Origin of the sequence: Paraburkholderia sp. SIMBA_054 (assembly GCF_046534875.1) — a bacterium.
In the GTDB taxonomy this organism is placed as follows: domain Bacteria; phylum Pseudomonadota; class Gammaproteobacteria; order Burkholderiales; family Burkholderiaceae; genus Paraburkholderia; species Paraburkholderia hospita.
On record NZ_JAWRXV010000013.1, the window covers coordinates 63,614 to 88,619 of the forward strand.

21 protein-coding genes are annotated in these 25,006 nt (G+C 63.9%); 6 read left to right on the plus strand and 15 right to left on the minus strand.

From position 1 onward, the window contains the following. Positions 1-897 precede the first annotated feature (897 nt). Positions 898-3,141 (minus strand): NADP-dependent isocitrate dehydrogenase, encoded by a 2,244-nt coding sequence (locus SB822_RS17690; RefSeq protein ID WP_079482029.1) that lies wholly within the window; start codon positions 3,139-3,141, stop codon positions 898-900. A 417-nt stretch (positions 3,142-3,558) separates the two neighbouring features. Between SB822_RS17690 and SB822_RS17695 the strand changes: the two genes are divergently transcribed. Both SB822_RS17695 and SB822_RS17700 read left to right on the plus strand, forming a co-directional pair. Next, positions 3,559-4,695 carry an MBL fold metallo-hydrolase gene (locus SB822_RS17695; RefSeq protein ID WP_410855252.1) on the plus strand — a complete coding sequence of 379 codons (1,137 nt, stop codon included), beginning with the start codon at positions 3,559-3,561 and terminating at the stop codon, positions 4,693-4,695. A 212-nt stretch (positions 4,696-4,907) separates the two neighbouring features. Beyond that, positions 4,908-5,273, plus strand: coding sequence for a hypothetical protein (locus SB822_RS17700; RefSeq protein ID WP_007734752.1), 366 nt, complete (start codon positions 4,908-4,910; stop codon positions 5,271-5,273). A 127-nt stretch (positions 5,274-5,400) separates the two neighbouring features. Here the strand turns inward: SB822_RS17700 and SB822_RS17705 are convergent, their stop codons facing one another. From SB822_RS17705 to SB822_RS17725, 5 genes are all read right to left on the minus strand, one after another. After that, positions 5,401-6,111 (minus strand): DUF899 domain-containing protein, encoded by a 711-nt coding sequence (locus tag SB822_RS17705; RefSeq protein ID WP_079488597.1) that lies wholly within the window; start codon positions 6,109-6,111, stop codon positions 5,401-5,403. 33 nt (positions 6,112-6,144) lie between these two features. After that, complete coding sequence (locus tag SB822_RS17710; protein ID WP_410855253.1) at positions 6,145-6,798, minus strand: glutathione S-transferase family protein; 654 nt, start codon at positions 6,796-6,798, stop codon at positions 6,145-6,147. Positions 6,799-6,978: 180 nt separating this feature from the next. Continuing rightward, positions 6,979-7,710, minus strand: coding sequence for an FprA family A-type flavoprotein (locus tag SB822_RS17715; RefSeq protein WP_024162827.1), 732 nt, complete (start codon positions 7,708-7,710; stop codon positions 6,979-6,981). Between the two features lie 54 nt (positions 7,711-7,764). Beyond that, the gene (locus SB822_RS17720; protein WP_410855254.1) at positions 7,765-8,103 is read right to left on the minus strand and encodes a DOPA 4,5-dioxygenase family protein; all 339 of its coding nucleotides are present in this window, start codon (positions 8,101-8,103) and stop codon (positions 7,765-7,767) included. A gap of 102 nt (positions 8,104-8,205) precedes the next feature. Beyond that, the gene (locus SB822_RS17725) at positions 8,206-9,261 is read right to left on the minus strand and encodes a phytoene/squalene synthase family protein (RefSeq protein WP_410855255.1); all 1,056 of its coding nucleotides are present in this window, start codon (positions 9,259-9,261) and stop codon (positions 8,206-8,208) included. Positions 9,262-9,753: 492 nt separating this feature from the next. Here SB822_RS17725 and SB822_RS17730 point away from each other — a divergent pair, with 492 nt between their 5' ends. Both SB822_RS17730 and SB822_RS17735 read left to right on the plus strand, forming a co-directional pair. Continuing rightward, entirely contained in the window at positions 9,754-11,622 is a 1,869-nt protein-coding gene (locus SB822_RS17730; protein WP_410855256.1) for an ABC transporter ATP-binding protein, read from the plus strand. Positions 11,623-11,767: 145 nt separating this feature from the next. Then, on the plus strand, positions 11,768-12,688 hold the full coding sequence (locus SB822_RS17735) for a pyridoxal-phosphate dependent enzyme (RefSeq protein ID WP_079489852.1): 921 nt from the start codon (positions 11,768-11,770) through the stop codon (positions 12,686-12,688). Between the two features lie 36 nt (positions 12,689-12,724). Here SB822_RS17735 and SB822_RS17740 read toward each other — a convergent pair whose 3' ends face one another. The 4 genes from SB822_RS17740 to SB822_RS17755 are packed head-to-tail and all read right to left on the minus strand — an operon-like array spanning position 12,725 to position 16,975. Next, a complete protein-coding gene (locus SB822_RS17740) occupies positions 12,725-13,924 on the minus strand; it encodes a cytochrome P450 (protein ID WP_410855257.1) in 1,200 nt (399 codons plus the stop codon). Positions 13,925-13,964: 40 nt separating this feature from the next. Beyond that, complete coding sequence (locus SB822_RS17745; RefSeq protein ID WP_410855258.1) at positions 13,965-14,948, minus strand: 2-dehydropantoate 2-reductase; 984 nt, start codon at positions 14,946-14,948, stop codon at positions 13,965-13,967. A gap of 12 nt (positions 14,949-14,960) precedes the next feature. Continuing rightward, positions 14,961-15,755 (minus strand): class II aldolase/adducin family protein, encoded by a 795-nt coding sequence (locus tag SB822_RS17750; protein WP_007749322.1) that lies wholly within the window; start codon positions 15,753-15,755, stop codon positions 14,961-14,963. An 11-nt stretch (positions 15,756-15,766) separates the two neighbouring features. After that, the gene (locus tag SB822_RS17755) at positions 15,767-16,975 is read right to left on the minus strand and encodes an amino acid aminotransferase (RefSeq protein WP_410855259.1); all 1,209 of its coding nucleotides are present in this window, start codon (positions 16,973-16,975) and stop codon (positions 15,767-15,769) included. Between the two features lie 156 nt (positions 16,976-17,131). Between SB822_RS17755 and SB822_RS17760 the strand changes: the two genes are divergently transcribed. Beyond that, entirely contained in the window at positions 17,132-18,061 is a 930-nt protein-coding gene (locus tag SB822_RS17760; RefSeq protein WP_007749328.1) for a LysR family transcriptional regulator, read from the plus strand. Between the two features lie 790 nt (positions 18,062-18,851). Here the strand turns inward: SB822_RS17760 and tehA are convergent. After that, entirely contained in the window at positions 18,852-19,910 is a 1,059-nt protein-coding gene (gene tehA / locus SB822_RS17765) for a dicarboxylate transporter/tellurite-resistance protein TehA (RefSeq protein WP_007746305.1), read from the minus strand. A gap of 261 nt (positions 19,911-20,171) precedes the next feature. Between tehA and SB822_RS17770 the strand changes: the two genes are divergently transcribed. Then, positions 20,172-20,699 (plus strand): TlpA family protein disulfide reductase, encoded by a 528-nt coding sequence (locus SB822_RS17770; protein ID WP_410855260.1) that lies wholly within the window; start codon positions 20,172-20,174, stop codon positions 20,697-20,699. Positions 20,700-20,712: 13 nt separating this feature from the next. Here the strand turns inward: SB822_RS17770 and SB822_RS17775 are convergent, their stop codons facing one another. From SB822_RS17775 to SB822_RS17790, 4 genes are all read right to left on the minus strand, one after another. Continuing rightward, positions 20,713-21,699, minus strand: coding sequence for a glycerophosphodiester phosphodiesterase family protein (locus SB822_RS17775; RefSeq protein ID WP_410855333.1), 987 nt, complete (start codon positions 21,697-21,699; stop codon positions 20,713-20,715). Positions 21,700-21,863: 164 nt separating this feature from the next. Then, positions 21,864-22,280: a DUF302 domain-containing protein gene (locus SB822_RS17780; protein ID WP_410855261.1), complete on the minus strand. Its 417-nt coding sequence runs from the start codon at positions 22,278-22,280 to the stop codon at positions 21,864-21,866. A 36-nt stretch (positions 22,281-22,316) separates the two neighbouring features. Further along, positions 22,317-22,805 carry a hypothetical protein gene (locus tag SB822_RS17785; protein ID WP_007584061.1) on the minus strand — a complete coding sequence of 163 codons (489 nt, stop codon included), beginning with the start codon at positions 22,803-22,805 and terminating at the stop codon, positions 22,317-22,319. 402 nt (positions 22,806-23,207) lie between these two features. Further along, positions 23,208-24,656: an NAD-dependent succinate-semialdehyde dehydrogenase gene (locus tag SB822_RS17790; RefSeq protein WP_007584059.1), complete on the minus strand. Its 1,449-nt coding sequence runs from the start codon at positions 24,654-24,656 to the stop codon at positions 23,208-23,210. Between the last annotated feature and the right edge of the window lie 350 nt (positions 24,657-25,006).

Consider the following 25,006-nt stretch of genomic DNA (forward strand, 5'->3'; position numbering starts at 1 on the left):
CGGCCTTTGCGCTGGCATCCGCGCTATGTCTTCGTGCTTCAAGCGTCGCCCCTGTGCGGGGCGGCACCTACTTTTCTTTGCCGCCGCAAAGAAAAGTAGGCAAAAGAAAGCGGCTAACACCGCCAGCTCTTGTTACTGCCTGAGGGCCCCCAACCGGTCCCACACTTCAGATGATAACGCGCTGTTCCCTGCCCGTTGCCATCGGTCTTAACAAGCGCATCCCCCGCTTCAAGCACCCGTACAACGGCCAGCGGCAGCGAACGGTTGCGGCCGCCCAGGTGGCAAACTGTGTGTAGCTTGTCGGACCACACACGTTCGCGCTCTTACCAGAGACACCGACCTTGCCTTTTAGTCCGGAGTGATGCGTGTAAGACCTGAAAGCCTACACACAGTTTGCCGCTATAGAACGTGGGAAGTTTGATGCAATTTGATGCGACGCGGGTGATGCGCACAGAGCAAGCGTTGCGACGGGCCTGTGTTTTCAGTCCGGAGTGATGCGTGTACGGCCTGAAAGCCTACACACAGTTTGCCACCTGGGCGGCGGCCGAATATCTGGCACGGCGTGCTACAACGCGGGGACGTGAAGTGGGTGAGGCGCCTGTTCAGAGCGTTGGCAACGGGGCAAGCAGAAACGCTGCCGCGTGAAGCATAAGACCATTTGGGGGCCCTCAGGCAAGAACAAGAATTGGCGGTGTGAGCCGCTTTCTTTTGCCTACTTTTCTTTGCGGCGGCAAAGAAAAGTAGGTGCCGCCCCGCACAGGGGCGACGCTTGAAGCACGAAGGCATAACGCGGATGCCAGCGCAAACCCCAGCAAACCAACCCGCCTGCGCAGCAAAAAGCCCGCACATCCAAACCAGAATGCGCGGGCTCCGCCTAAATCGCTACAGTCAGAAGGCTTAAGCCGTCACCGCTGCCAGCGCGTTATTCAGCGTCTTGCTCGGCCGCATCACCGCTTCCAGCTTCGCAAAGTCCGGCTGGTAATAGCCGCCGATATCGACACCCTTACCCTGCACGTCCGCCAGTTCACCGACGATAGTCTTCTCATTCTCCGTCAGCACCTTGGCCAGCGGGCCAAACTTGGCAGCAAGCTCCGCGTCGTCCGTCTGCGCGGCCAGTTCCTGCGCCCAGTACATCGCGAGGTAGAACTGGCTGCCACGGTTGTCGAGTTCGCCCGTCTTCGGCGACGGGCTCTTGTTGTTGTCGAGCAGCTTGCCGGTGGCCGCGTCGAGCGTCTTCGCCAGCACCTTGGTGCGGGCGTTGCCCGTCTTGATGCCCAGCTCTTCGAGCGACACCGCCAGCGCGAGGAACTCGCCCAGCGAATCCCAGCGCAGATGGTTTTCTTCGACCAGCTGCTTGACGTGCTTCGGCGCCGAGCCGCCCGCGCCCGTTTCGTACATGCCGCCGCCCGCCATCAGCGGAACGATCGACAGCATCTTCGCGGACGTGCCCAGTTCCATGATGGGGAACAGGTCGGTCAGGTAATCGCGCAGGATGTTGCCCGTCGCCGAGATCGTGTCCAGGCCGCGAATCACGCGCTCCAACGAGTAACGCATCGCGCGCACTTGCGACATGATATGAATCTCGAGACCGTCCGTGTCGTGATCCTTCAGGTATGCCTGCACCTTGTGGATCAGTTCGTTTTCATGCGGACGGTACGGGTCGAGCCAGAACACCACGGGCATGCCCGAGTTGCGCGCGCGCGTGACGGCGAGCTTGACCCAGTCGCGGATCGGCGCGTCCTTCACGAGGCACATGCGCCAGATGTCGCCTTGCTCGACCTGTTGCGTGAGGCCGCTCAGCACTTCGCCCGTCGCGTTGTCGACGATGCGCGCTTCGCCGTCTTCGGCAATCTCGAAGGTCTTGTCGTGCGAGCCGTATTCTTCCGCCTTCTGCGCCATCAGGCCGACGTTCGGCACCGTGCCCATCGTCTTCGGATCGAATGCGCCGTTGGTCTTGCAGAAGTTGATGATTTCCTGGTAGATGCGCGCGAACGTGCTTTCCGGGATCAGGCACTTCGTGTCGGCGGGACGGCCGTCGGCGCCCCACATCTTGCCGCCTGCGCGGATCATCGCGGGCATCGATGCATCGACGATCACGTCGTTCGGTGCGTGCAGGTTCGAGATGCCCTTGGCCGAATCGACCATCGCCAGCGCCGGACGGTGCTCGTGGCACGCGTGCATGTCGCGGATCACTTCATCGCGCTGCGATTCCGGCAGCGCCTCGATCTTCGTGTACAGATCGACGAGGCCGTTGTTGACGTTCACGCCCAGTTCGTCGAACAGCTTCGCGTGCTTCGCGAACGCGTCCTTGTAGAACACCTTGACGGCGTGGCCGAAGACGATCGGGTGCGAGACCTTCATCATTGTCGCCTTGACGTGCAGCGACAGCATCACGCCCGTCTTGCGCGCGTCTTCCATCTGGTCTTCGTAGAACTCGACCAGCGCCTTCTTGCTCATGAACATGCTGTCGACGATCTCGCCGTCCTGCAGCTTGACCTTCGGCTTCAGCACGATGGTCTCGCCGCGCTTCGTGACGAGTTCCATGCGGACTTCACGTGCCTTGTCGTTCGTGATCGACTTTTCGCCGTGGTAGAAGTCGCCATGCTTCATGTGCGCGACGTGCGTGCGCGACGCCATGCTCCACTCGGCCATGCTGTGCGGGTGCTTCTTCGCGTAGTTCTTGACGGCGGCGGGCGCGCGGCGGTCCGAATTGCCTTCGCGCAGAACCGGGTTCACTGCGCTGCCGAGGCACTTCGAGTAACGCTTCTGGATGTCTTTTTCTTCGTCGTTCTTCGGGTCTTCCGGATAATCCGGGACCTTGTAGCCCTTCGACTGCAGTTCCTTGATCGCGCTGACCAGCTGGAACACCGACGCCGAAATGTTCGGCAGCTTGATGATGTTCGTGTCCGGGTCTTGCGTCAGGCGGCCCAGCTCGGCCAGATTGTCCGGCACGCGCTGCTCTTCCTTCAGGAATTCCGCGAACTCGCCGAGGATACGGCCGGCCACGGAAATGTCGCTGGTCTCGACATTGACGCCAGCCGGAGCGGTAAACGTACGGATGATCGGCAGAAAAGCACTCGTCGCGAGCAGCGGGGCTTCGTCGGTCAGGGTGTAGATGATCGTAGGTTGCTTGTTACTCATCGCTTTGCTCTTGGTCGAGAAAGGTTGGGAAATGCCGCCGGCGAAGCCACGGCCGACGCGAATGCCCCGAATTTTGCCTTATTTTGGATTTTGACGGTTTGAATCGTGCCGGTCGAATCGCATTAAGCGCAAAAAAATGCACGATTTGCGCCGCTTCGCTGCTTTTTCGTCGCCACGAACGGCACTTCATTGCATTTTGCAATTCTGGCACAGGCACAATTGTTCCGTTATGCGGTGTTGACGGCAAACGGACGCCGATCGAGATTGCGCCCGACGGATGGCGTGAGGATGAACGATTCCGCAGCGAGAACGCGATCGAAGGCGACGGTCGTTCCGCCACCGCGCGGGCGTAGGACGCGGCGTCCGGTCTACACTGTCGCACCATCGATTCTACGGCTGCAGCCCATTCGATACACGATGCCACTCCGGTTCCGCTCGCGCCTCGTCTGCGCCGCCATCGTTCTGAGCGCCGCGTCGGCGAATTGCGCCGTCGGCGCGCAGCAGCCCGATCCATCGCCCGACAAGCTCGCCGCAAGCGGCATCCATCACGCGCCGCGCACCGAAAACGGTTACGAGAACAACGACGGACCGCTCGCGCGCGGCTCGGTATGGAAATGGCGCTGGAACCGCTGGACGCACGGCTTGCCGCCACCGCCCGCGAACGGCTACGCGTTTCCCATCGATCACCCCGACGTCGCGTGGATCAAGGCGAACCGCAGCGACGATACGATGACGTGGATCGGCCACGCGACCGCCTTGCTGCAGATCAATGGCGTCAACGTGATCACCGATCCGATGTTTTCCGGGCGCGCGTCGCCCTTCACGTTCGCCGGGCCGAAGCGGCGCGTGCCGCCGGGTCTCGCGCTCGACGAACTGCCGCATATCGACGTCGTGCTGATCTCGCACAGCCACTACGACCACCTCGACACCGCGAGCGTCGAGGCGTTAAACGCGCAGCCTGGCGGGCCGCCGCTCTTTCTCGTGCCGCTCGGCATCAAGGACTGGCTCGCGAAAAAAGGCATCACGAATGCGCAGGAACTGGACTGGGGCGACGAAACTAGCGTTGCCGGTCTCGACTTCTGGTTCGTGCCCGCGACACACTGGTCCGCGCGCAGCCTGACCGATCGCAACGAGACGCTGTGGGGCGGCTGGGTCGTGAAGACGCCAGCGGGCGCCGCGCATCCGGTCTCCGTCTACTTCGCGGGCGACACCGGCTACTCGAACGACTTCAAGCGGATCGGCGCCGCATTCGGCTGCGTCGATCTCGCGTTGATCCCCGTTGGCGCGTATGAGCCGCGCTGGTTCATGGGACCGCAGCACGTCGACCCGCAGCAGGCCGTGCAGATCTTCGAGGACGTGCACGCGAAAAAAGCGATCGGCATTCACTGGGGCACGTTCGAACTGACTGACGAGCCGCTCGACGAACCGCCGCAAAAACTCGCCGAAGCGACCCATGAAGCCGGCCTGCCCGACGACGCATTCACGGTTCTCCATCACGGTCAGATGATTCGCCTCGACGCATCGGCCGACTCACACTCGACGTGTTCGCGCTAAAACGCGAGCCGCGCTGCACTGCGCCTGTGCAATGCAGCGCAGCAAGAACACCCGATTGTCGGTCAGCACACACTCAACATCACGCGAGACACCCCTAATTCGGTTAAACCCTGTCGTGCAAGGCACAACGTCGTGTTATTGTCGTACACACACGGGTTCGAGCTTTGCTACGCGGAACTCACGTCATATCCGTTACCTTCGCGAGCGTCGCCATGAGTGATGTACGCCATCTTCTAAGCCAACGCGACCGCGTGGAGCTGCTGTGCTGGCTCACGTGCGGAAGCCTCGGTGCCTGGTATCTGAACGAGACCTGGCCCTCACCGTCCTTTCACGTAGACGCCGCGCACAAGTGGCTCGACCGGCACGGGCGCACAGCCGACTGGTTAAGCATCGCGAGGCTGTCGGCGATGGCGCTCGACATCGCGCAACGGCATGCATCGTTTGTCGAAGCCGACTGGGCGCGCGACGCCGTCGAAGAAATTCTCGACACCGACGAACTCGACGCTCAGGCGCGCCTCGTCGTCACCGTGCTCGGCGACTGCGAACGCGCGCTCGCCGACAAGCGCCTCGCCGACTGATACCTGCTACCTGCGCACACCTGCGAACGGTACGAGCGCCGCGTGCTCGCGGCGCGATTGCGTTCGCCTTCATTCCTGCCTTCATACGCACGCGGTGGCGTCGCCGACGACCCGCCGCGCGTTCGCGTCACCGCGCGTAATCGAGCTTTGGATACCAATGCGGATCGCGTCCTTCGGGCGTCATGTCGAAGATCGTCCACATCGGCATCAGATCCGGCGCGCCGCGCGGGTCCTGACCGGGATCGACAGTCGGGAAGCCCATCTCAGCCGCATAGAAATGCCGGATCGTGCCGTCGCGGCGTGTGAAGACCTGAAACGCCGCGTCGTCGCCGCCGTCGTCGGAGATCGCGCCGAAGTCGCGGCTGTACTCGCCGTTCACGTCCGAATACAGCTTCAGATCGCGCCAGCCGCGCTCCTTTTTGAACGCCACGAGCCGCTCGATCGGCGAACGCGCGACCACGGCCAGCGCGATGCGTTGCGCGATGTCCCGTGCCTCGCCGTCCCACGCGCTCAGTAGCGACGTGCACATCGGACACGGCCGCTCGCGCTGCGGACCGAACATGTAGCTGTAGATCACGAGCGTGTCCTTGTCGCCGAACAGCCCGGCGAGATCGACGGGCCCCGCTTCGCCGATGAAGCGGTAGTCGCCCGTCACGTCGCCGCCCGGCGGCAGCGCGCGGCGCTGTTCCGCGACGCGCTCGATATGACGACGCAGTTCGATTTCCTCCGCGAGCAGCGCGTCGCGGGCGCGGCGGTATTCGACGCTCTCGTTCGGATAGTGCCTGCCGTTGCGCTTCGCCAGTTCCGTGGCGGGCACGAGAGAAGATGCAGAAGACATCGCGGCCTCCCAGTCAATTAAAGAACTATGAAATCAGTCGCGCTCCGGCATGCCGAGCGGAAACAGATGACGATACGGCCGCGCTTCCTCGACGGCGCGCGCGAACGAAGGCCGCTTCAACAGACGCTTGCGATACGCAATCACGTATTCGAACTTCGGATCGATCCGGTGCGTCCACTCGGCATAGAAGAGAAACGGCGCGGCGCCGCAATCCGCGAGACTGAAGCGCTCGCCTGCCGCCCACTCGCGGTCTCTCATCGTGTTGTCAAGCCACGCATACGCGACATCGAGCTGCGCGCGCGCATCGGCGACACCGCGCGCATCGCGTTCGCTCTCGTCGCGCAGGCTGTCGAAGACGATCTTCTGCTGCGGCGTCGCGATGTAGTTGTCGAAGAAACGATCCATGAAGCGCACGTCGAGCGCCGCGCGCGGATCGTCGGGAAGCAGTTGAACCGGGCCGGGATGATGCAAGCCGAGATGCTCGATGATGACGGTCGCTTCGACAATCGTGCGTCCCGCGTCGACGAGCAGCGGAAAGCGCCGAATGGGCCAGCGCGCGGCGAGTTCATCCATCGCGCCGGGTTCGTCGAGCCGGCGGTAGTCGAACGGTGTGCCGTTCTCGTAAAGCGCGGTGAGCGCCTTCTGGCAGTACGAAGAAAACGGATGGGCGTAGAGCTTCAAGGTCATCGTCGTCGTCCTTGCTGGCTAATAGCGGACGATATGCCCGCTTACCTTGACGACGAGCGGCGGCGACGGGAATCGACAGTGCGCGCGAAAAAACTTTTGCTGCGCTGCGGCGTGGATTGCTGGGCGCGTCACTTATCGCCGTGATTCGCGCCTTCGATTCGCCGCGTCAACGCGGCCCGCTCACTCGCGCAGCGACACCGCCAGCGCGCGAAGCAGCGCCGCGCCGTCGCCTTGCCACGCGCTGCCGTGCATGCACGCAAGCGTGTGCGGCTCGAGTGCGGCGAGCCGCTCCAGCATCGCGTCGCCGTGTTTCGTGTGCGAGTAGTAATCCATGCTGCGCCGGAACGCCTCGCTCGGGCCGAGAATGTCCGCGCCCGTCACGGCGGGCAATTCGGCGCCGCCTTGCGTAAAAAGATCGCCGCACAGCAGCGTCTGCGTAGTCTCATCGAAAAGCATCCCGCATTCCCACGCGTGCGGCAGATGCGGCGTCGCGAGCCAGCGCAGCCGGTGGCGTCCGAGATCGACGGTTTCGTCGTCTTCGAGGCCGCGCGCGGGCCGGTCGGCGAGATCGTCGATGGACACCAGTTTGGCGACGCCGCTGCACAGCGGCTGCGCGTCAGGCGCGGCGGCGAGCCACTCATTGAGCGAGCCGCACTCGTCCGCTTCGACATGCGAGAACGCGATATGCCGCAGCCGTTCGGGCGGCAACACGGACGCGACCGCTTCGCGCACGAGCGCGAACATCTTGCGCGGGCCGGTATGGAATAGCAGTGGCGCGTCGTCGACGATCAGATACTGGTTGAAGGAGAATCCGCCCGGCCCGCCCTCGAAGAAAACAGGCGTGTTGATCCGGTAGATGCTGTCCGCCACTTCATGGACGTTGGTGCCCGACACCGCATTGGTGACCGTCATGACCGGACCTCCATGCGCGCTGCGCGCGCAACGATGCGCCGCGCCGACTACGCGCTAACCGCCTAACGCGGCGAGATTCAATGGATACGAGCGCCCGATCCACGCCGCGCAATCGCGGTGATCGCGCAGCGCGTCGCCCGTGTTCGGATGGATGAAGACGTCGAGCGCGCCGTGATTGAGCGCGAGCCACGCGAACAGCTCCGCGAGTAGCTCGGGGCCGAACGCAAGCTGATACGACCACATCGGATGCGGACCGACGGGACGCTCGTGAAAACGCCCCATTTCGAATCTGCCGTGAAACTGCGTTTCGATGGTTTCGCGCAGCGTCCATGCGGCGTCGCGCGTCGTCTGATCGAAATACACATGCGCGTGCCAGCTGGCGATTGCCGTCATGGTCCATTGCGGCCGGGGCCGTCCTTCGTTTCGGGTTGTGCGAGGTTCATCATAGGCGCTCGATCGCTGTATGAACAAACCGGGATTGAACGGGAGCGAGTTTCATCGAACGCCGATACGTACCTCGATCGCCCGGATCAGCCCATCGATCCAGCTACGCAGCCCCGCATCCGACACCGACACGGGCAGTGAGCGCGCGAGAATGCCGTACACCTGCTTGCGCTGGATCTTCGATACTTTCGACGGCTCCAGCCAGTGCGCGTTATCGACGAGCAGCAGCATCGTTTCGAGCCCGATCACGATGGGCCACACGCACGCGAGACGCAAGCGCAGCGAAAAACGCGGAATCGCGAGCGTGTAGTCGAGGGCGGCGCGGAAGTGATCGAGCGACTTGCGCACCAGTTCGTGCATCAAGGGTTGCGCGCGCTGCGATGCTTGCGGCTCCAGCAGCATCTGCGGCGTCAGGCCGTAGCGGTCGAGCATCGCGGACGGCAGATAGCAGCGGCCGATGCGCAAATCCTTGCCGCAATCGCGCAGCACGTTGGTCATCTGCAGCGCCTTGCCGAAGCGCACGCCGCGCTCGAGCATCGTGGGCTCGTCGGTCTTCAGCGTGCCGGGCAGATGCGCGTAGGTCATCTTCGTCCAGAACTCGCCGACGCAGCCCGCGACCAGATACGTATAGCGATCCAGTTCGTCCCATTCGCGCAGCGCGACGATGCGGCCCGAGCGTTCGTCGGGGAAGGTGCGCAGGTCGAATTCCATGCCCGTCGTCAGCGTCGTGACGATCTCGCGCACGGCGGCGCGGTCGGCTGCGTCGAGTTGCTGGAGCACGTCGAGCGCGGGCGCGATCGATTCGAGCAAGACCTTTTCATCCGATTGCGTCTGCTGCCCCGCCACTTCGTTCGCAAGACGCTGCGCAAGTTCGCCGTCGTCGGTCGCGCCGTTGACCTGGTCGCGCAACGCTAGCAGCAGCGCAAGCCGTTGCTCGGGCGGAATCAGCGCGGTATCGGCGATCGTGTCGGCGGCGCGCGCGAGCAGATACGCGAGGCCGATGGGATCGCGCATGCCGGCGGGCAGAATGCGCAACGTCAGATAGAAGGAACGGGAAACCCCTTTGAGCAACGGACCCAGCAAAAAGGCCCGAGTGGAACTGGACATGAGTTGAAGTCGATCAGGTTGAGTCCGTGCTTCAGTCGGGCACGGACGCGGTGTTGGTGTTATTCGGCGCTGCCGCATTGTATCCGGCACGGGTGGAACGGGTTGCAAAGCGGACTGCAAAGCCCGCCTGCCGTCATCCGATGAAGCACGCATAAAACCAACACTCTGCGTCATGTCAACGCGCATTGCGATCACCTTGCGCAAGCTTTCCTGCTAGAATTCAAGCCTCAACGTAGTCGTTCTTCATCCACTCAATCACCCAAGGGAGGCATTCAATGCACGCAATGTACATCGCAGTCTCTCGCGGGATGTCGCGACGCTTCCTCTGCTCCCCTAGCTAGGTTGCCGTCCGCGCTGGCTCGCAAGCGCCCGCGCCTTTATCAGACTACCGGTTTTCTTTGTCGCCGCCGCGCGTTGGCGGGCATCGGTCGTCGACTTCCGAATCTCCTGACTGGATAGCGCTGCGCCGCCTCGCGCCGCACGCTGACATACATGGCTAGCAAAAAACTCGACTTTGGCGCGCAAGCGTTCAGAAGCGTTCTCGGCTTCACTTTCCATCACTGGCGCAAGCAGCCTGTGCGCGTCGTCGGCATTGCGCTGTTCGCTCTGTCGGCCGCGCTCGCGGACGTGTTGACGCCGCTGTTCGCGGGCCGTCTGGTCGACGCGCTCGCGTCGGGCAGCACGCTCGGCAAGGACGCCGCGTCGCATCCGGCGCTGGTCGCGTTCGGCGTGCTGATCGCGCTCGGCATCGGCGGCACGTTGCTGCGGCAACTGGTCTATCGCAGCATCATCGTGATGACGCTCAAGATGATGAGTGAGATCTGCGCGAACGCGTTTCATCGCGTGCAGCGCTTTTCGACCGACTGGCATGCGAACAGCTTCGCCGGCTCGACGGTGCGCAAGATCACGCGCGGCATCTGGGCGCTCGACCTGCTCAACGACACGCTGCTGATCGCGCTATTGCCTTCCCTGCTGATGCTCGCCGGATCGACGGTGCTGCTGGGCTTTCACTGGCCTGTGATGGGCCTCGTGGTCGGCGTGGGCTCGCTCACGTATGTCGCGGTGACGGTCGCGCTGTCGCTTGGTTACGTCGCGCCCGCCGCGCGTCTCGGCAATCTGTGGGACACGCGCATGGGCGGCTCGCTCGCCGACGCCGTCAGCTGCAACGCCGTCGTCAAGGCGTTCGGCGCGGAAGAACGCGAGGAAAGCCGGCTCGATCGCGTGATCGCCAAATGGCGGCAGCGCACGCGCCGCACGTGGCAGCGCGGCACGACCAATGGCGGCGTACAGGGCGGCATGCTGGCGCTGATGCAGGCGGCCATTCTCGGCGCGGCGCTGCTGCTGTGGCTGCACGACGAAGCGAGTGTCGGCGACATCACGTATGCACTGACCACGTTCTTCGTGCTGCAAGGCTATCTGCGCGATGTCGGCATGCACGTGCGCAACCTGCAACGCTCGGTCAACGACATGGAGGAACTCGTCGCGCTCGAACGCGAGCCGCTCGGCATCGAAGACAAGGCAGGCGCGCCGGCCATCGATATCGCGCAAGGCGAAATCCGCTTCGAGCACGTGACGTTCCGCTATGGCGCGCAGCGCACGGCGCTCTACAACGATTTCTCGCTGCGCATCGCGCCGGGCGAGCGGATCGGTCTTGTCGGACATTCGGGCTCGGGCAAGACGACGTTCATCAAGCTGATCCAGCGCCTGTACGACATCGACGAAGGCCGCATAACGATCGACGGGCAGAACATCGCCGACGTGCAGCAGGCGTCGCTGCGCCAGCACCTCGCGATCGTGCAGCAGGAGCCTGTGCTGTTCCACCGCTCGCTCGCGGAGAACATCGCGTACGCGCGGCCCGGCGCATCGTTCGATGACATCGTGCAGGCGGCGAAGCTGGCCAGCGCGCACGACTTCATCGACGCGCTGCCGCATGGCTACGACACGCTGGTCGGCGAGCGCGGCGTGAAGCTGTCGGGCGGCGAGCGCCAGCGGGTCGCGATCGCGCGCGCGTTCCTAGCCGACGCGCCGATCCTGATCTTCGACGAAGCCACGTCGAGCCTCGACAGCGAAAGCGAGGTACTGATCCAGCAGGCGATGGAACGGCTGATGGTCGGACGCACGACGCTCGTCGTCGCGCACCGGCTCTCGACAGTGCGCGCGCTCGACCGCCTGCTCGTGCTCGACAAGGGCCGCGTAGTCGAGGAAGGCAGCCACGAGCAACTGATCCGGATCGACGGCGGCGTGTACCGTCGGCTGTTCGAGCGCCAGGCGCTGGAGTTGACCAAGGGCCTGCTCGACGATGGACCCACGCGCGGCAGCGAGCGGTTTGCCGCCGATCCGAGCCTGATCGCGGGCAAGTAATCCATCGCTCGATCAACGAGGCCGAGGGCGGTTCGATTTTTCGAACCGCCCTTTTTCATGCGCAGATGCAGCACGCCCTGACGGCTGCGGCTTGCTATCATCTGCGATTCAACGCTTCAGCGAAGCCGCTTCCGACAACACAACCATGACACTGCACATCGACACCCCGCTTCTCGAATCCCAACCGCTCAGCCGGCATCTGGGCCGCCGCGTGCTGCTCAAGATGGATGCGCTGCAGCCGCCCGGCTCGTTCAAGATCCGCGGCATCGGCTACGCGGCCGAAGAGCATGCGAAGCGCGGCAAGCGCCGCTTCGTGTCGTCGTCGGGCGGCAATGCGGGCATCGCGGTCGCGTATGCGGGCCGCGCGCTGTCGATTCCCGTCACGGTCGTCGTGCCGCAAAGCACGGGCGAGCGCGCGAAGGAACTGATCGCCCTGCAAGGCGCGGACGTGATCGTGCACGGCGCGACCTGGCAGGAAGCGAACGCGTTCGCGCTCGAACAGGTCAGTCCCGACGATGCCTTCATCCATCCGTTCGACGATCCGCTCTTGTGGCACGGCCATGCGTCGATGATCGACGAGGTCGTGCGCGCGGGTGCGAAGTTCGATGCCGTCGTGCTGTCGGTGGGCGGCGGCGGGCTGATGGCGGGCGCGATCGAAGGCTTGCGGCGCAACGGTCTTGGCCACGTGCCGCTGATCGCAGTCGAAACGGAAGGCGCGTCGTCGCTCGCGCAATCGGTGCGCGCGGGCCAGCGGATCGAGCTTCCGGGTATTACGAGCGTCGCGACGTCGCTGGGCGCGAAGCAGGTCTGCGAGCAGGCGTTCATGCTCACACAGACGCATCCTGTCGAATGCGTGGTGGTGTCGGACAAGGAAGCCGTGGATGCGTCGCGCCGTTTCGTCGACGATCACCGCGTGCTCGTCGAGCCCGCTTGCGGCGCGAGCCTCGCCCTCGTCTACCGGCAGACGGAAGCGCTACAGCGTTTCGAAAGCGTGCTCGTGATCGTGTGCGGCGGCGCGGCCACGACCATCGAGCAACTGGAGCGCTGGCATCGCGAGATGGCGTGAGCGTCGTACGGACGTCACGCCTTCCTGACTAGCCGGTCACAGCGCGGCGATCAGCGTCTCGACGCCGCGCAAGTTGTTCCGCCTGCGCCACTGCAATGCATCGAGATTCGTAAGCCGCAGTTGCGGCAGACGTGTCAGCAGCTTGTGCAGCGCGATTTCGAGTTCCATCATCGCGAGGCGCGCGCCGAGGCAGTAGTGAATGCCCGCGCCGAACGTCAGCAGATGGCCTGACGGCTCGCGGCCGATATCGAGCGTATCTGGCGCGTCGAAACGCTCCGGGTCGCGATTGGCCGAACCGAGCAGCATAAAGACGATCGAGCCGCGCGGCAGCGTCTGTCCGTCGACGTCGATATCGTCGAACGCGGTACGCACCACCATCTGCACGGCCGTGTCGTAGCGCGCACATTCGGCCACGGCCTTCGACACCAACGACGGGTCGCCGCGCAGCCTCTCCAGTTGCGCCGGATGCTGATGCAGCGCGATCAACGCGTTGCCGAGCATGTTCGATGTGGTCTCGTGCCCGGCGACGAACAGCAAGATCACGTTTGAGATGATCTCGTCTTCCGACAACCGCTCGCCGCCCTCTTCCGCCTGGATCAGCGACGACACGATGTCGTGGCCCGGCGTAGCGCGCCGTTGCGCGACCACTTCCCGGAAATACTGTTCGAGTTCGAGCGCCGCCTGATTCGCGCGCGCGAGCGCGTCGGCGGACATCGGCGCGAGATCGAACGCGGACACCAGCAGGCTCGCCGCGTCGCCGAAGCGCACGCCATCCTCGACGGGCACATCGAGCAGCCGGCAGATGATCTGCAACGGCAGCGGCATCGCGAACTCGCTGACGAGATCCACTTCGGGCTTGCCTTGCATCGCGTCGATCAGACTGTCCGTCGTTTCTTCCGCGATGGTACGCAGCGTTTCGATCTGCCGCGCATTGAATGCCTTCATCAGCAACGCGCGCAGGCGCGTGTGCGTGGGCGGGTTCATCATCAGGAAGGTGCGTTCGAGCGCCTTAAACACCGGCTGCTCGCGCGCGCTCTCGCCGTATCGCGCGACCACGCTGGGCATGTACGTCTTGCCCATGCGGCGGTCGGGCAGCAGCGCGTCGATGACGGCGTGACGGCCCGTCAGCATGATGCTGGGCGCGAGCGGCACGAAGGCGCCCGCGCTGCGGATGCCTTCATAGAACGGATAAGGATTGTCGAAGTAGGCTGGGGACGACAGATCGGTGAATTTCATGCTTTGATGCGTGGGGCTTAAAGTTATTGAAGGTGCAGCGTCAGTCGAGAGGATACAGCCCACGCACGCGAGCGTGCAGACGAGCCAGCCCAAACAGCGCATTCGCATACGGCGTGTCGATGCCCGTCAGCTTGCCCAACTCGCATACTGCGCCGACCAGCGCATCGAGTTCGACGGCCTTGCCCGCTTCGACGTCCTGCAGCATCGACGTGCGCATCGCGCCCAGCTTGAGCGTAACGGCGTGGCGATCTTCGGGCGCCTGCTCGATGGGGATGCCGAAGCGCGCGCCGATGGCTTTCGCTTCGAGCATCACGCGCGTGACGAAATCGCGCGCGAGCGGGTCGCTCAGAATCTTGTCGGTGGTCGCGCCCGTGATCGCACTGACGGGGTTCATCGTCATGTTGCCCCACAGCTTGTACCAGACGTCGCGCTGGATCTGATCCGTCGCGCTCGCATCGAAGCCGGCCTTGCGCAGCAGTTCGACGAGCGACGCCACACGCTCGCTCGCATGCCCCGTCGCTTCGCCGACGATCAAGCCACGTCCCTGATGATGCGCGACGACGCCCGGCGCATCGACGCGGCAGCTCGCATGCACGACGCATCCGAGCGTGCGTTCAGCGGGAATCGCAGCAGCAATCGAGCCGTCGGGATCGACGGAAGCGAGACGCGCGCCCGCGAACTCGCCATGCAAGCCGGCGCAGAACCACCACGGCACGCCGTTCATTGCCGTCAGCACGAGCGTGTTCGCGCCGAGCAGCGGCGCGATGTGCTGCGCGACAGCGGCCATGCCGGGCGCTTTCACCGCGACGATCACAAGATCCTGCACGCCGAGCGCTTCCGGTTTGTCGCTCGCCTGCACGCGGACCGCATGCGTCTCGCCGTTTTCCTTAAGGCGCAGGCCATGTTCGCGCAACACGTCGAGCGTCGCGCCGCGCGCGACCACGCTCACCTCGCAGCCCGCCTGCGCGAGCTTCACGCCCATCCATCCGCCGATCGCACCGGCACCGTAAATGCATACCTTCATCGTTGTTCTTCCTCAATCCTTGTAGCTGGCGTCGATTCTATCGACCTTGCGTACCAGCGCGTCGAACACGTCCTGCCCCGCGCCGTAGCGCACGTCGAATTGCAGCGCGTCGCGCGAGCACTGCTCGGCGACCGCTTCGGGCACGGGCCGCGCGTGGCCCATCGCGAACGTCGCGACCTGAATCTCGCACGCGCGGTTCAGCGTCCACAGAATCGCGAACGCTTGCGGCAAGGTCGTGCCCCACGACAGCAGCCCGTGATTGCGCAGAATCACCGCTTGCCGGTCGCCGATATGTTCGACGAGGCGCGGCCCTTCCTCAGCGTGAATTGTGATGCCTTCGAAGTCGTGATACGCAATGCGTTCATGCAACTGCGCGCTATAGAAGTTGGTCTGCTGCAAGCCGCCTTCCGAGCACGCCACGGCGACGCCCGCCGTGGTATGCGTATGCATCACGCAATGCGCATCGGGTATGCCTTCGTGCAGCGCCGCGTGTACGGTGAAGCCCGCGGGATTCACCGGATACGTCGAGCCGTCGAGAATGCGCCCTTGCGCATCGATCTTCACCAGATTGCGCGCGGTCACTTCACTGTAATGCAGGCCGAATGGATTGATCAGGAACTGCTTCGCTCCGCCCGTCACGCTTTCGGGCAGACGCACCGTGATGTGGTTGTAGATCAGTTCGGTCCAGCCCAACATATCGAAGACGCGATAACAGGCGGCCAATTGAACGCGCGCCTGCCATTCGTCGGGATGCATCGCTGCCGTGCCAGTGCCAGTGGCCCGCTCGTCTCGCTCCATGATCTCCATCTCGTGCCTCCTTACTGGCGCGCGCCCGACCCGGCGACGGCGGCAATCGCCGATGCCACGTACGCGACGTTGTTGCGGTTCAGGCCCGCGACACACATGCGCCCCGAGCGCAGCAGATAGATGCCGTGTTCCAGGCGCAGCGTTTCGACCTGTTCGGCGGACAGTCCCGTGTAGGTGAACATGCCGACCTGCGCGGTGTAACGCGCGCGCATCACTTCATCGACGCGACCGGCAAGCCCGTCGTGAATCGCATGACGCATTTCATGAATACGCTCGCGCATCACGCGCAGTTCGTCGTCCCACGACGCGCGCAGCTTCGCGTCGCCGAGCACGCCCGCGACGAGCCGCGCGCCGTGCATCGGCGGATTGCTGTAGTTCGCGCGGATCGTGAAGGTCAGCTGGCCGAGCACGCGCTGTGCTTCGGCTGCGTCCTTGCAGAGGACGCTCAGCGCGCCACAACGCTCGCCGTACAGCGAGAAATTCTTCGAGAACGAGTTCGCGACGATCATCGGCACGTCGGCGTCCGCGAGCATGCGCACGCAGGCGGCATCTTCTTCGAGGCCATCGCCGAAGCCCTGATACGCCATGTCGACGAACGCGATCAGCTTGCGACGCTGCAGCACAGGCACCAGCTCGCGCCACTGGTCTGCCGTCAGATCGACGCCTGTCGGGTTGTGGCAGCAAGCGTGCAGGAGCACGATGCTGCGTTCGGGCAGCGCGTCGATCGTGTCGCGCATCGCGTCGAAGCGCAGACCGCCCGTTGCGTCGTCGTAGTACGGATAGGTGTTGACCGTGTGGCCCGCCGCTTCGAACACGACGCGATGGTTTTCCCAGCTCGGATCGCTCAGCCACACCTGCGAGTCCGCGAAGTGGCGCTTCAGAAAATCCGCGCCGACCTTCAGCGCGCCCGAGCCGCCCACCGCCTGGACCGTCGCGATGCGGCCCGCGGCGCGCGCTGCGCTGTCGGCGCCGAACACGAGCGTCTGCGCGGCGTCGCGGTATTGCGGCAGGCCCGACATCGGCAGATACGAGCGCGGCGTGCCTTGGGCGACGATGGCCGCTTCGGCTTCGCGCACCGACGACATCACGGGCAGCGTGCCGTTTTCGTCGAAGTAGATGCCGATGCTCAGATTGACCTTGTTGGTGCGCGGGTCGCGCTGGAAGTCCTCGTTGAGGCTCAGGATGGGATCGCCAGGATACGCGGGGATGTGTTCGAACATGGTTGTGTCTCTGTCTATGTGTGCTGGATGTTGCTTGACTCTGCGAGAGGTTGCGAAGGCATGCACCGACGCATGCGAAACAGTGTGTCGAAAAGCGCGTGTTGTCACAATCAATCGATTCTGCACGATTCGTAAGTTACGCTTTAGAATCGGCGGATGGCCCTCACACGCATCACCATACGCCAGTTCGAGGCGTTTCTCGCGATTGTCGATCAGAACGGCATTGCCGCTGCGGCGCAACGGCTGGGGCTGACCTCGTCGGCCGTGAGCCAGTTGCTGGCGGAGCTGGAGCGCGAGCTTGGCTTTCGTCTGTTCGATCGGACGACGCGGCGCGTGAGCCTTTCGACGGCCGGCCGCGATTTTCTCTCTTCGGCGGAATCGGTGCTGCGGCATCTGCGCGCCGCCGAGCAGACCGCGAGCGACATCCGCAACCGCGCGGCGGGCATTGTGCGGGTTGGCGCGCCGCTGGTGCTGGCGAGCACGGCGATTCCGTTTGCCATAGCGGGCTACGCGACCGAGAAGCCGAAGGTCGTGGTGCGGGTTGTTGATACGGATGTCGAGCAACTGGTGGAGCGCGTTGCGAGCGGGGACGTCGATCTCGCTGTTGGTCCCGATCGCGCGACGGGCGACCGCGTGCAGCGCGAAGCGATCTTTCAGAGCCCGTGGGTGTTGTGGTGCGCTGAGCAGCATCCGCTGGCGCGGAAAAGGCGCTTGCGGTGGCAGGATCTGCGGGGCACGCCGATCATCGCGACGGGCCGCGATCATGAAGCGAGTGTCGCGCAGATGTTGGCCGATCAGCCATCGGATGCGCGGATTGCGCCTGTTGAGGTTGTTGATAATGTCACAACTGCGTTTGGGCTCGTTGCGCAGGGGCTTGCTGTTACGCTTGCGCCGCTTTATGTGAAACCGCTTGCGCAGACGTTTGGGCTTGTGATGCGGCGCGTTGTTGAGCCGGAGACGATTCGGGAAGTGTGTGTTTATCGTCCTGTGGACCGGTCGTTGTCGCCGTCTGCTGATGGGTTTGCGGAGTTTCTTGGGACTAGCCTCAGGGCCTGGGATCGCAAGACGCAAGCTGGCGTGAAATGATGATGCGGTGCGCGCGGGTTGGTTTTTTTTGATTTTGCGTTGGCGTGTGGGATGCGTTTGGTTTTTTATGCTTTTACGCTGGCATCCGCGCTTTGCCTTCGTGTTTCACGCGTTGCCCCTGTGCGGGGCGGCACCTACTTTTCTTTGCCGCCGCAAAGAAAAGTAGGCAAAAGAAAGCGGCTCACACCGCCAACATTTCTTCTTGCCTGAGGGCCCCCAACCGGTCCTACGCTTCACACGGCAACACCCCTGATTCACGTTCGTTGCCAACGCTTCGAATGAACGCCTCACCCGCTTCAACCACCCGCACAAGGGCTAGTGGCAGCGAATGGTATCTGCCGCCCAGGTGGCAAACTGTGTGTAGGTTGTCGCGGCGTATAGCTTGGCGCTCTTACAGGGTGGAGCGTGCGCTATCGGTCCGAAGTGAGGCGTGTGTAGCGCTACGGCCTACACACAGTTTGCCACCTGGGCGGCCGTTGAATATCTGGCACGGCATGGTGCGACGCGGACGCGTGAAGCGGGTGAGGCGCACTGCAAGAGCGTTGGCAACGAACATGGGTCACGTGATTGCCGTGTGAAGCGTAAGACCCTTTGGGGGCCCTCAGGCAGGAACAAGAATTAGCGGTGTTAGCCGCTTTCTTTTGCCTACTTTTCTTTGCGGCGGCAAAGAAAAGTAGGTGCCGCCCCGCACAGGGGCGACGCTTGAAGCAAGCTAACACAACGCGGATGCCAGCAAAAAAGCAAAAAAACCCGACCAGCGCCTCAAACAAAAAAAGCAACCAATCGACAATCACACAGCCGTGCGGCCACGCACATCATTCTGCGCAATCTTCACGGCCCGCACGACGCGCAACGTTTGCGGCTTCACGGCCTCCGCGGCCAGCGGCAACTCAAGCTTCGGCACCAGCCGCCCCCCGATCCACGCGCGCAGCGTCTTCCACGCAATCAGTCCAATCACCCCATTCGAAACGATAAACAACCCAACCGCCAGCCACTCGACTTCACCCGTCGCCCCGCGCTCAACAATCCGCATGGCAAGCGTCGGCAGCGCTGCGGCAGCGAACGTGAACGCCCAGTACGACGGCGCAAACGGCTGACGGCGAATCCACGGCAGCAGCCGCAACATCAGCAGCGCCTGATACAGACCGTACCCAAGCAGCGCAAACGCGAACAGATCCGGCGCGCCGTGCGTAATGCTCATGTACGCAACACCGCCGACCACAGGCGGCGCAACCTGAATACCGAGCAGCGGGCGTTGCGCTTCAGGCAGCGGCGTGTGCACAGCGGCGCGATGCAAAATCAGTGATTCGATCGCGAGCCATGACAGCAACCCAGCCCCGAAGAACAACATGCCCATCTGTTGCCAACCAAACGTCGCCGACGCCGTCGCCGCGACAAAGCTCGGCGCGACGGCGGGCAGATAGATCGCGGGCGTCGTCAGTTCCGGGTCGCGTCCGCCCTGCCAGATGCGGCCTTGCAGATGCACGCCCACGGCGAGTTGCGCGACAGCCGCCACCGCGAACACGACGAGCCCAGCCGTGCGCGAATAGTTGGCAAGCGCAATCGACGCCAGCAGGCTCGCCGTCGACCCCAACCCGACAAACGACGATTGCAGCGGATGCTCCCACTCCGCCCTGGCTCGCGAGCGTTGCACGAACCACTTGCGCGCATACGCTGCGAGCACGATGACCCAGACGGCGAGCGCAACGAAGGTCAGCGTGTCGACGATCCCCGCCGGCAGGTGCCAGATGCGCGCCGCGACGCGCCACGCGTTCGCGAGCGCCAGTGAACCGACGGCAATACCGAAGAAGGAAGCGGGCATCACCGTATCGTTTGTCTTCGCTTGCATGTCACTCTCCTGTCCGATGCGCGTCGCGGACCGTACTGCTTGCGATGCGCCAATGGAACGCACTTTAGAGGCGACGCACGAGCTCGCGAATGCCAGGCCGTCTCGTCAAGATGCTCGATCGGATCAATAGCCTTCGGGAATCACACTCGCGGCTTTCGATGAGCCGATCGGGCAGGAATGTGAGCCGCGCAAGCATGTGCCGCGAGCGCGTCCATCCGTATGCTCGGCGCTCCTGTTTTCGCCATGGAGATTTCGTCAGACATGAATGTCGTCTCATCGACGCCCCGCCGATACGCGGTGTCCCTCGCCGCGGCCTTTGCATGCAGCGCAGCGCTCGCGGCCGCGCCCGCAGGGCCCGCTGCCATCTATCAGACGCAGTTGCAGCCGCTCGACGGCAAGCTCGAATCGCTCGACCGCTATCGCGGTCACGCCCTCGTCGTCAATTTCTGGGCGCCGTGGTGCGGGCCATGCCGCACCGAAGTGCCCGCCTTCGTCGCGATGCAGGACGCGTATCGCGGCAAGGCGCAATTCGTCGGCGTCGCACTCGACGAAGCGGCTGCCGTGCGTGCATTCGCGCACGACTATGGGATCAACTACCCGCTCTATCTCGCGGGCATGGGTGGCATCGCGATCATGCTTCGCGAAGGCGATACGCGCGGCGCGGTGCCGTTCACCGTCGTCTATGACGGCAACGGGCGCAAGGTCGGCACGATTACGGGGCTGGCGAGCCCCGAGAAGCTCGAAGCGTTGCTGGCGGCGGCAATCGCGACAAGCCCCGGCAATCAATGAGAACGTGTGCGGGCTAGTGCGACGCGCCGCCGTTGCTCGCCGCGCTGCAATCGAGAGGTTTCTGTGCTGACTGCAGTGCGGCCCGCACGCGCGACAGCGTTCGCGGCGAATCGACCAGCACGGCGTCCATATGCAGACACGCGGCTTCGCGATAAGCCGCCGCATCGTTCACGGCGAACGCGACCAGCCATGTATCGGCGGCGCGCCGAAAACACTGCACCGACGCGGGCGTCCACGTGCGAGCAGCAAAAGTCGAACGCCCTTCGCCAAGCGTGAAGCGCTCGATCACCTCGACCTTGCGGCCCAGTTCGAAGCCCGCTCGCGTGCCGGCTTGCGGCGCATCGCACTGCCCCGTCATCGCGACGCCGAAGAGCCGCTGGCGCGTCGCATCTCGCGACTCGAACATACGGGCCTGCGGATACTGCGCGAATGCCGCCTGATAATCCGCCTCCGTCGAATAGATCGTGACGCGCGGCCACGCATCCAGCGCGTCGAGCACACGCACGACGGCCGCCGCCTGGGGCGCGGCAGGCAACGCCTTCATGTCAAGCACAACGGGCACGCCAAAGGGAATGATCCGCAGCGCGTCTTCAAGCGCCGGTATGCCGACAGGCTTCGAGCGATACGGCTTGGCCCCCGGCGCGTCCAGCGCCTCGAACTGCCAGCCCGCGTTGATGCGCGCCAGTTCCGCTGCCGTCCGGCTCGCCACCGGGCCGCTTGTGTCCGTCAACGTCGACAGATCTTTCGGACGATACAGCACAGGCACGCCGTCCCGGCTCAACTGCACCGTGAGCCAGATGACGTCGGCATGATTCGCGAGCGCGCCTTCGATGGCGGCCAATGTGTTCTCGGGATAATCGGCCGTTCCGCCACGATGGGCGATCAGCGCCGGCAATGTGCGGGCGCTGTCAGCGTGAGGTGGCGCGACGGCGGAACCTGCCGTGCACGCTGAAAGTGCCGTGAGAATCGATAAGACAAACGCAAACCCCGGTATCCGCATTCGATGCATACATGTCGTGTCATGAACGCTCGCGCCGTGCGCGGCAACGCGTCATGGTAGACGCGAACCCGACTCTACGCCTCGCGTACGCAAGCCTTTGTGACACTTATTGATCGAACGCATGGCGGCGCGTCGCCCGCCCATCGGAGCACGGACGCTGCCGCTCACGCGGAATCGCGCGCAGCCGCCACCTGGATCAGCGCCTTCGCTTTGGCGAGCGGCTCGACGAGCGACGCCTCCAGACCATAGCCGTCCACGAGCGGGCCTGTGAGGTCGTCGATGGCGAGCCATGTGACGCGCGCTTCGTCTTCCCACACGAGCACCTTGAGCGGCAGCAGCAGCCCTGCCAAGGGGTTCGCCTGCATCACGGGCGTGCCGCCCTTTGGGTTGCCGAACACGATCAGACGCGTTGGGCGCAGCGTCATTGCGACTTGCGCGGCGGCGTCGGCCTGATCGATATCGACGAAGATCGTCATGCCTTTGTCGGCGAGCAGGCCGCGCAGCCGCGCGACCGTGATCGAAAAGCCGTGCTCGCTCCTGAACGTCGCAACCGACGCGGGACATTTCGCTGCGGCAGTCATCGCGGACTCCGGTGAAGGGACATCACCGCAGTGTAGTCATTGCGATGCAACAACAGAAGCGGAAGCTTGCTCGGCAAGCGCGCGGAAGTTCTCGGGCGTCGCGAAGCCGAGATACTGCGCCTGCATCTCGGGTGTCAGCACTTCGATCAACGTGCTGTTTTCGATCCATAGCTCGATCACGTCGAAGAAGTTGTTGCCGCGCGTGCAGCGCACGGCACGCCATCCCTCGCGCTCGCCGATCGCGATCACCTGCTCTGCCGACAGCGGCGACGCGACGGCCATATGAAAGCCGCTGTATTGCGCGCGCGTGTTCGTCATCGACGCGAGCGGCTCCTGGGTGTCGCCGGGCGTGAGCGTGAGGTTGCTCGGATAAGTCTCGATGATCGTGCCGCGGTCGTCGCCCGCCACCGCCATCCACGCGCCTTCGAAAGGAGAAAACGGCGCGGCAAAACCGCCCCACACTTCGGCAAGCGTGCGCGCGACGCGCTCGGGATTTTGCGTGGGAATGGACGCATGAAAGATCATCGAAACTCTCCAGTGACTCGTGACGTGACGGACGATGCTCAGGCGCAATCGCGCCTCACGTAAGGGCCGGCGCGTCGTGCGTTTTCGTTTTTCTTGTCACGCGCGCGGCATGGGCAAAGCAGCGAATTGCTGCATACGCCCAGCTTGCAGCGGCAATGCAGTGAGTAGTAGAACGGAAGCGATCTGCCGCGTTTGAAAACGAAGCAACGGTATAAGCATTCGATGCGCGAGCGTGCGGCATCGAACGCCATGCTAGAAGCGCGACGCGGTGCCACCAATCGGGAGTTTTACCAACAGCTTTCGATTCGTCCGACGAACCGGCTCAACGTGGCGTTGGGGATACGCATCTGTGAGCGAGCCGCCCGCCATTGCAGCGGGCGGCGTCTACGTTTTCAGCAGACTTTAGACGGCCATGACGGTGACGGCCTTCGTCACGAGATAGGCTTCCATCGCTTCCGGTCCGCCTTCCGAGCCGTAGCCTGAATCCTTGACGCCACCGAAAGGCATTTCCGGCGTCGGCGTGGCGGGCTGGTTGATCCACAGCATGCCGACTTCGAGGTTCTGCGACAGCAGATGCACGTTACGGAACGACTTCGTGAACGCATAGCCCGCGAGGCCGAACGGCAGACGGTTCGCTTCGGCGATGGCGTCTTCGAGTTTGTCGAAGCCGCGGATTGCGGCGATCGGGCCGAACGGCTCGTTGTTGAACACGTCGGCTTCGAGCGTCACGTCGGTCAGCACGGTCGGCGCGAAGAAGTTGCCTTCCGAGCCGATGCGCTCGCCGCCCGTCGCGACCGTCGCGCCCGTTGAGCGCGCGTTCTCGATGATGTTCGCCATCGCCGTCAGACGGCGCGCGTTTGCGAGCGGCCCGAGCTGCGTGCCTTCAGCGAGGCCGTCGCCGACCTTCAGGCTCTCTGCGTGCTTGACGAGCGCCGCGGCGAACTCTTCGCGGATGCTGTTGTGCACGAGGAAACGCGTCGGCGAGATGCACACCTGGCCGGCGTTGCGGAACTTCGCACCGCCCGCTGCCTTGACGGCGAGCGCGACGTCTGCGTCTTCCGCGACGATCACGGGCGCGTGGCCGCCGAGTTCCATCGTCGCGCGCTTCATGTGCTGGCCGGCGAGCGCGGCGAGCTGCTTGCCGACGGGCGTCGAACCCGTGAACGTGACCTTGCGGATGACGGGATGCGGAATCAGGTAGCTCGAAATCTCGGCGGGATCGCCGAACACGAGGCCGACCGTGCCGGCGGGCACGCCTGCGTCGACGAAGGCCTGCAACAGTTGTGCGGGCGATGCGGGCGTCTCTTCAGGCGCCTTGACGAGGAACGAGCAGCCGCTTGCGAGCGCGGCGCTCAGCTTGCGCACCACCTGGTTGACGGGGAAATTCCACGGCGTGAACGCGGCCACGGGGCCGATCGGCTCCTTGATGACGAGCGATTGCGCGTTCAGGTTACGCGACGGCACGACGCGGCCGTAGACACGGCGGCCTTCGTCCGCGAACCATTCGATGATGTCGGCGGCCGACAGCACTTCGACACGCGCTTCCGCGAACGGCTTGCCCTGCTCCTGCGTCATCAGGCGCGCGATGCTGTCGGCGCGCTCGCGTACGAAGCCGGCTGCCTTGCGCATGGTCGTCGCGCGCTCGTTGGCGGGCACCTTGCGCCACGCTTCGAAGCCCTTCTGTGCGGCTTCCAGCGCGCGGTCCAGATCGGCCTTGCCCGCGTGCGCGACCTTGCCGATCGGCTTGCCCGTCGCGGGATTGACGACGTCGAGGGTCTTGCCGCTGGCGGCGTCGCACCACTCGTTGTTGATCAACAGACGGGTATCGGTGTAGCTGCTGGATGTGACCATGCTGTGTTCCTGAGGATTTTTTGCGCGCTGCGCGCGCGGGCTGGAATTCTTCGAGGGAATGTTGATGTTAACTGATTGCTGGGAAGTATGCCGGAAGGTGGTGTTTTTTTGGGTTGTCTGCGACGCTGGTTCGGGTTTTGCCTTTGTGGTGCGGGCGGTTTGGTTTTCTGGGGTTTGCGCTGGCATCCGCGTTACGGTGTTTGCCGTTCACGCGTCGCCCCTGTGCGGGGCAGCACCTACTTTTCTTTGCCGCCGCAAAGAAAAGTAGGCAAAAGAAAGCGGCTAACACCGCCAACACGTCTTCCTGCCTGAGGGCCCCCGAACGGTCTTACGCTTCACACGGCAATCAC

Coding starts and splice junctions, on each gene's coding strand:
- SB822_RS17690 (WP_079482029.1), bottom strand. CDS start 3,141: ATGAGTAACAAGCAACCTACGATCATCTACACCCTGACCGACGAAGCC.
- SB822_RS17695 (WP_410855252.1), top strand. CDS start 3,559: ATGCCACTCCGGTTCCGCTCGCGCCTCGTCTGCGCCGCCATCGTTCTG.
- SB822_RS17700 (WP_007734752.1), top strand. CDS start 4,908: ATGAGTGATGTACGCCATCTTCTAAGCCAACGCGACCGCGTGGAGCTG.
- SB822_RS17705 (WP_079488597.1), bottom strand. CDS start 6,111: ATGTCTTCTGCATCTTCTCTCGTGCCCGCCACGGAACTGGCGAAGCGC.
- SB822_RS17710 (WP_410855253.1), bottom strand. CDS start 6,798: ATGACCTTGAAGCTCTACGCCCATCCGTTTTCTTCGTACTGCCAGAAG.
- SB822_RS17715 (WP_024162827.1), bottom strand. CDS start 7,710: ATGACGGTCACCAATGCGGTGTCGGGCACCAACGTCCATGAAGTGGCG.
- SB822_RS17720 (WP_410855254.1), bottom strand. CDS start 8,103: ATGACGGCAATCGCCAGCTGGCACGCGCATGTGTATTTCGATCAGACG.
- SB822_RS17725 (WP_410855255.1), bottom strand. CDS start 9,261: ATGTCCAGTTCCACTCGGGCCTTTTTGCTGGGTCCGTTGCTCAAAGGG.
- SB822_RS17730 (WP_410855256.1), top strand. CDS start 9,754: ATGGCTAGCAAAAAACTCGACTTTGGCGCGCAAGCGTTCAGAAGCGTT.
- SB822_RS17735 (WP_079489852.1), top strand. CDS start 11,768: ATGACACTGCACATCGACACCCCGCTTCTCGAATCCCAACCGCTCAGC.
- SB822_RS17740 (WP_410855257.1), bottom strand. CDS start 13,924: ATGAAATTCACCGATCTGTCGTCCCCAGCCTACTTCGACAATCCTTAT.
- SB822_RS17745 (WP_410855258.1), bottom strand. CDS start 14,948: ATGAAGGTATGCATTTACGGTGCCGGTGCGATCGGCGGATGGATGGGC.
- SB822_RS17750 (WP_007749322.1), bottom strand. CDS start 15,755: ATGGAGATCATGGAGCGAGACGAGCGGGCCACTGGCACTGGCACGGCA.
- SB822_RS17755 (WP_410855259.1), bottom strand. CDS start 16,975: ATGTTCGAACACATCCCCGCGTATCCTGGCGATCCCATCCTGAGCCTC.
- SB822_RS17760 (WP_007749328.1), top strand. CDS start 17,132: ATGGCCCTCACACGCATCACCATACGCCAGTTCGAGGCGTTTCTCGCG.
- tehA (WP_007746305.1), bottom strand. CDS start 19,910: ATGCAAGCGAAGACAAACGATACGGTGATGCCCGCTTCCTTCTTCGGT.
- SB822_RS17770 (WP_410855260.1), top strand. CDS start 20,172: ATGAATGTCGTCTCATCGACGCCCCGCCGATACGCGGTGTCCCTCGCC.
- SB822_RS17775 (WP_410855333.1), bottom strand. CDS start 21,699: ATGCGGATACCGGGGTTTGCGTTTGTCTTATCGATTCTCACGGCACTT.
- SB822_RS17780 (WP_410855261.1), bottom strand. CDS start 22,280: ATGACTGCCGCAGCGAAATGTCCCGCGTCGGTTGCGACGTTCAGGAGC.
- SB822_RS17785 (WP_007584061.1), bottom strand. CDS start 22,805: ATGATCTTTCATGCGTCCATTCCCACGCAAAATCCCGAGCGCGTCGCG.
- SB822_RS17790 (WP_007584059.1), bottom strand. CDS start 24,656: ATGGTCACATCCAGCAGCTACACCGATACCCGTCTGTTGATCAACAAC.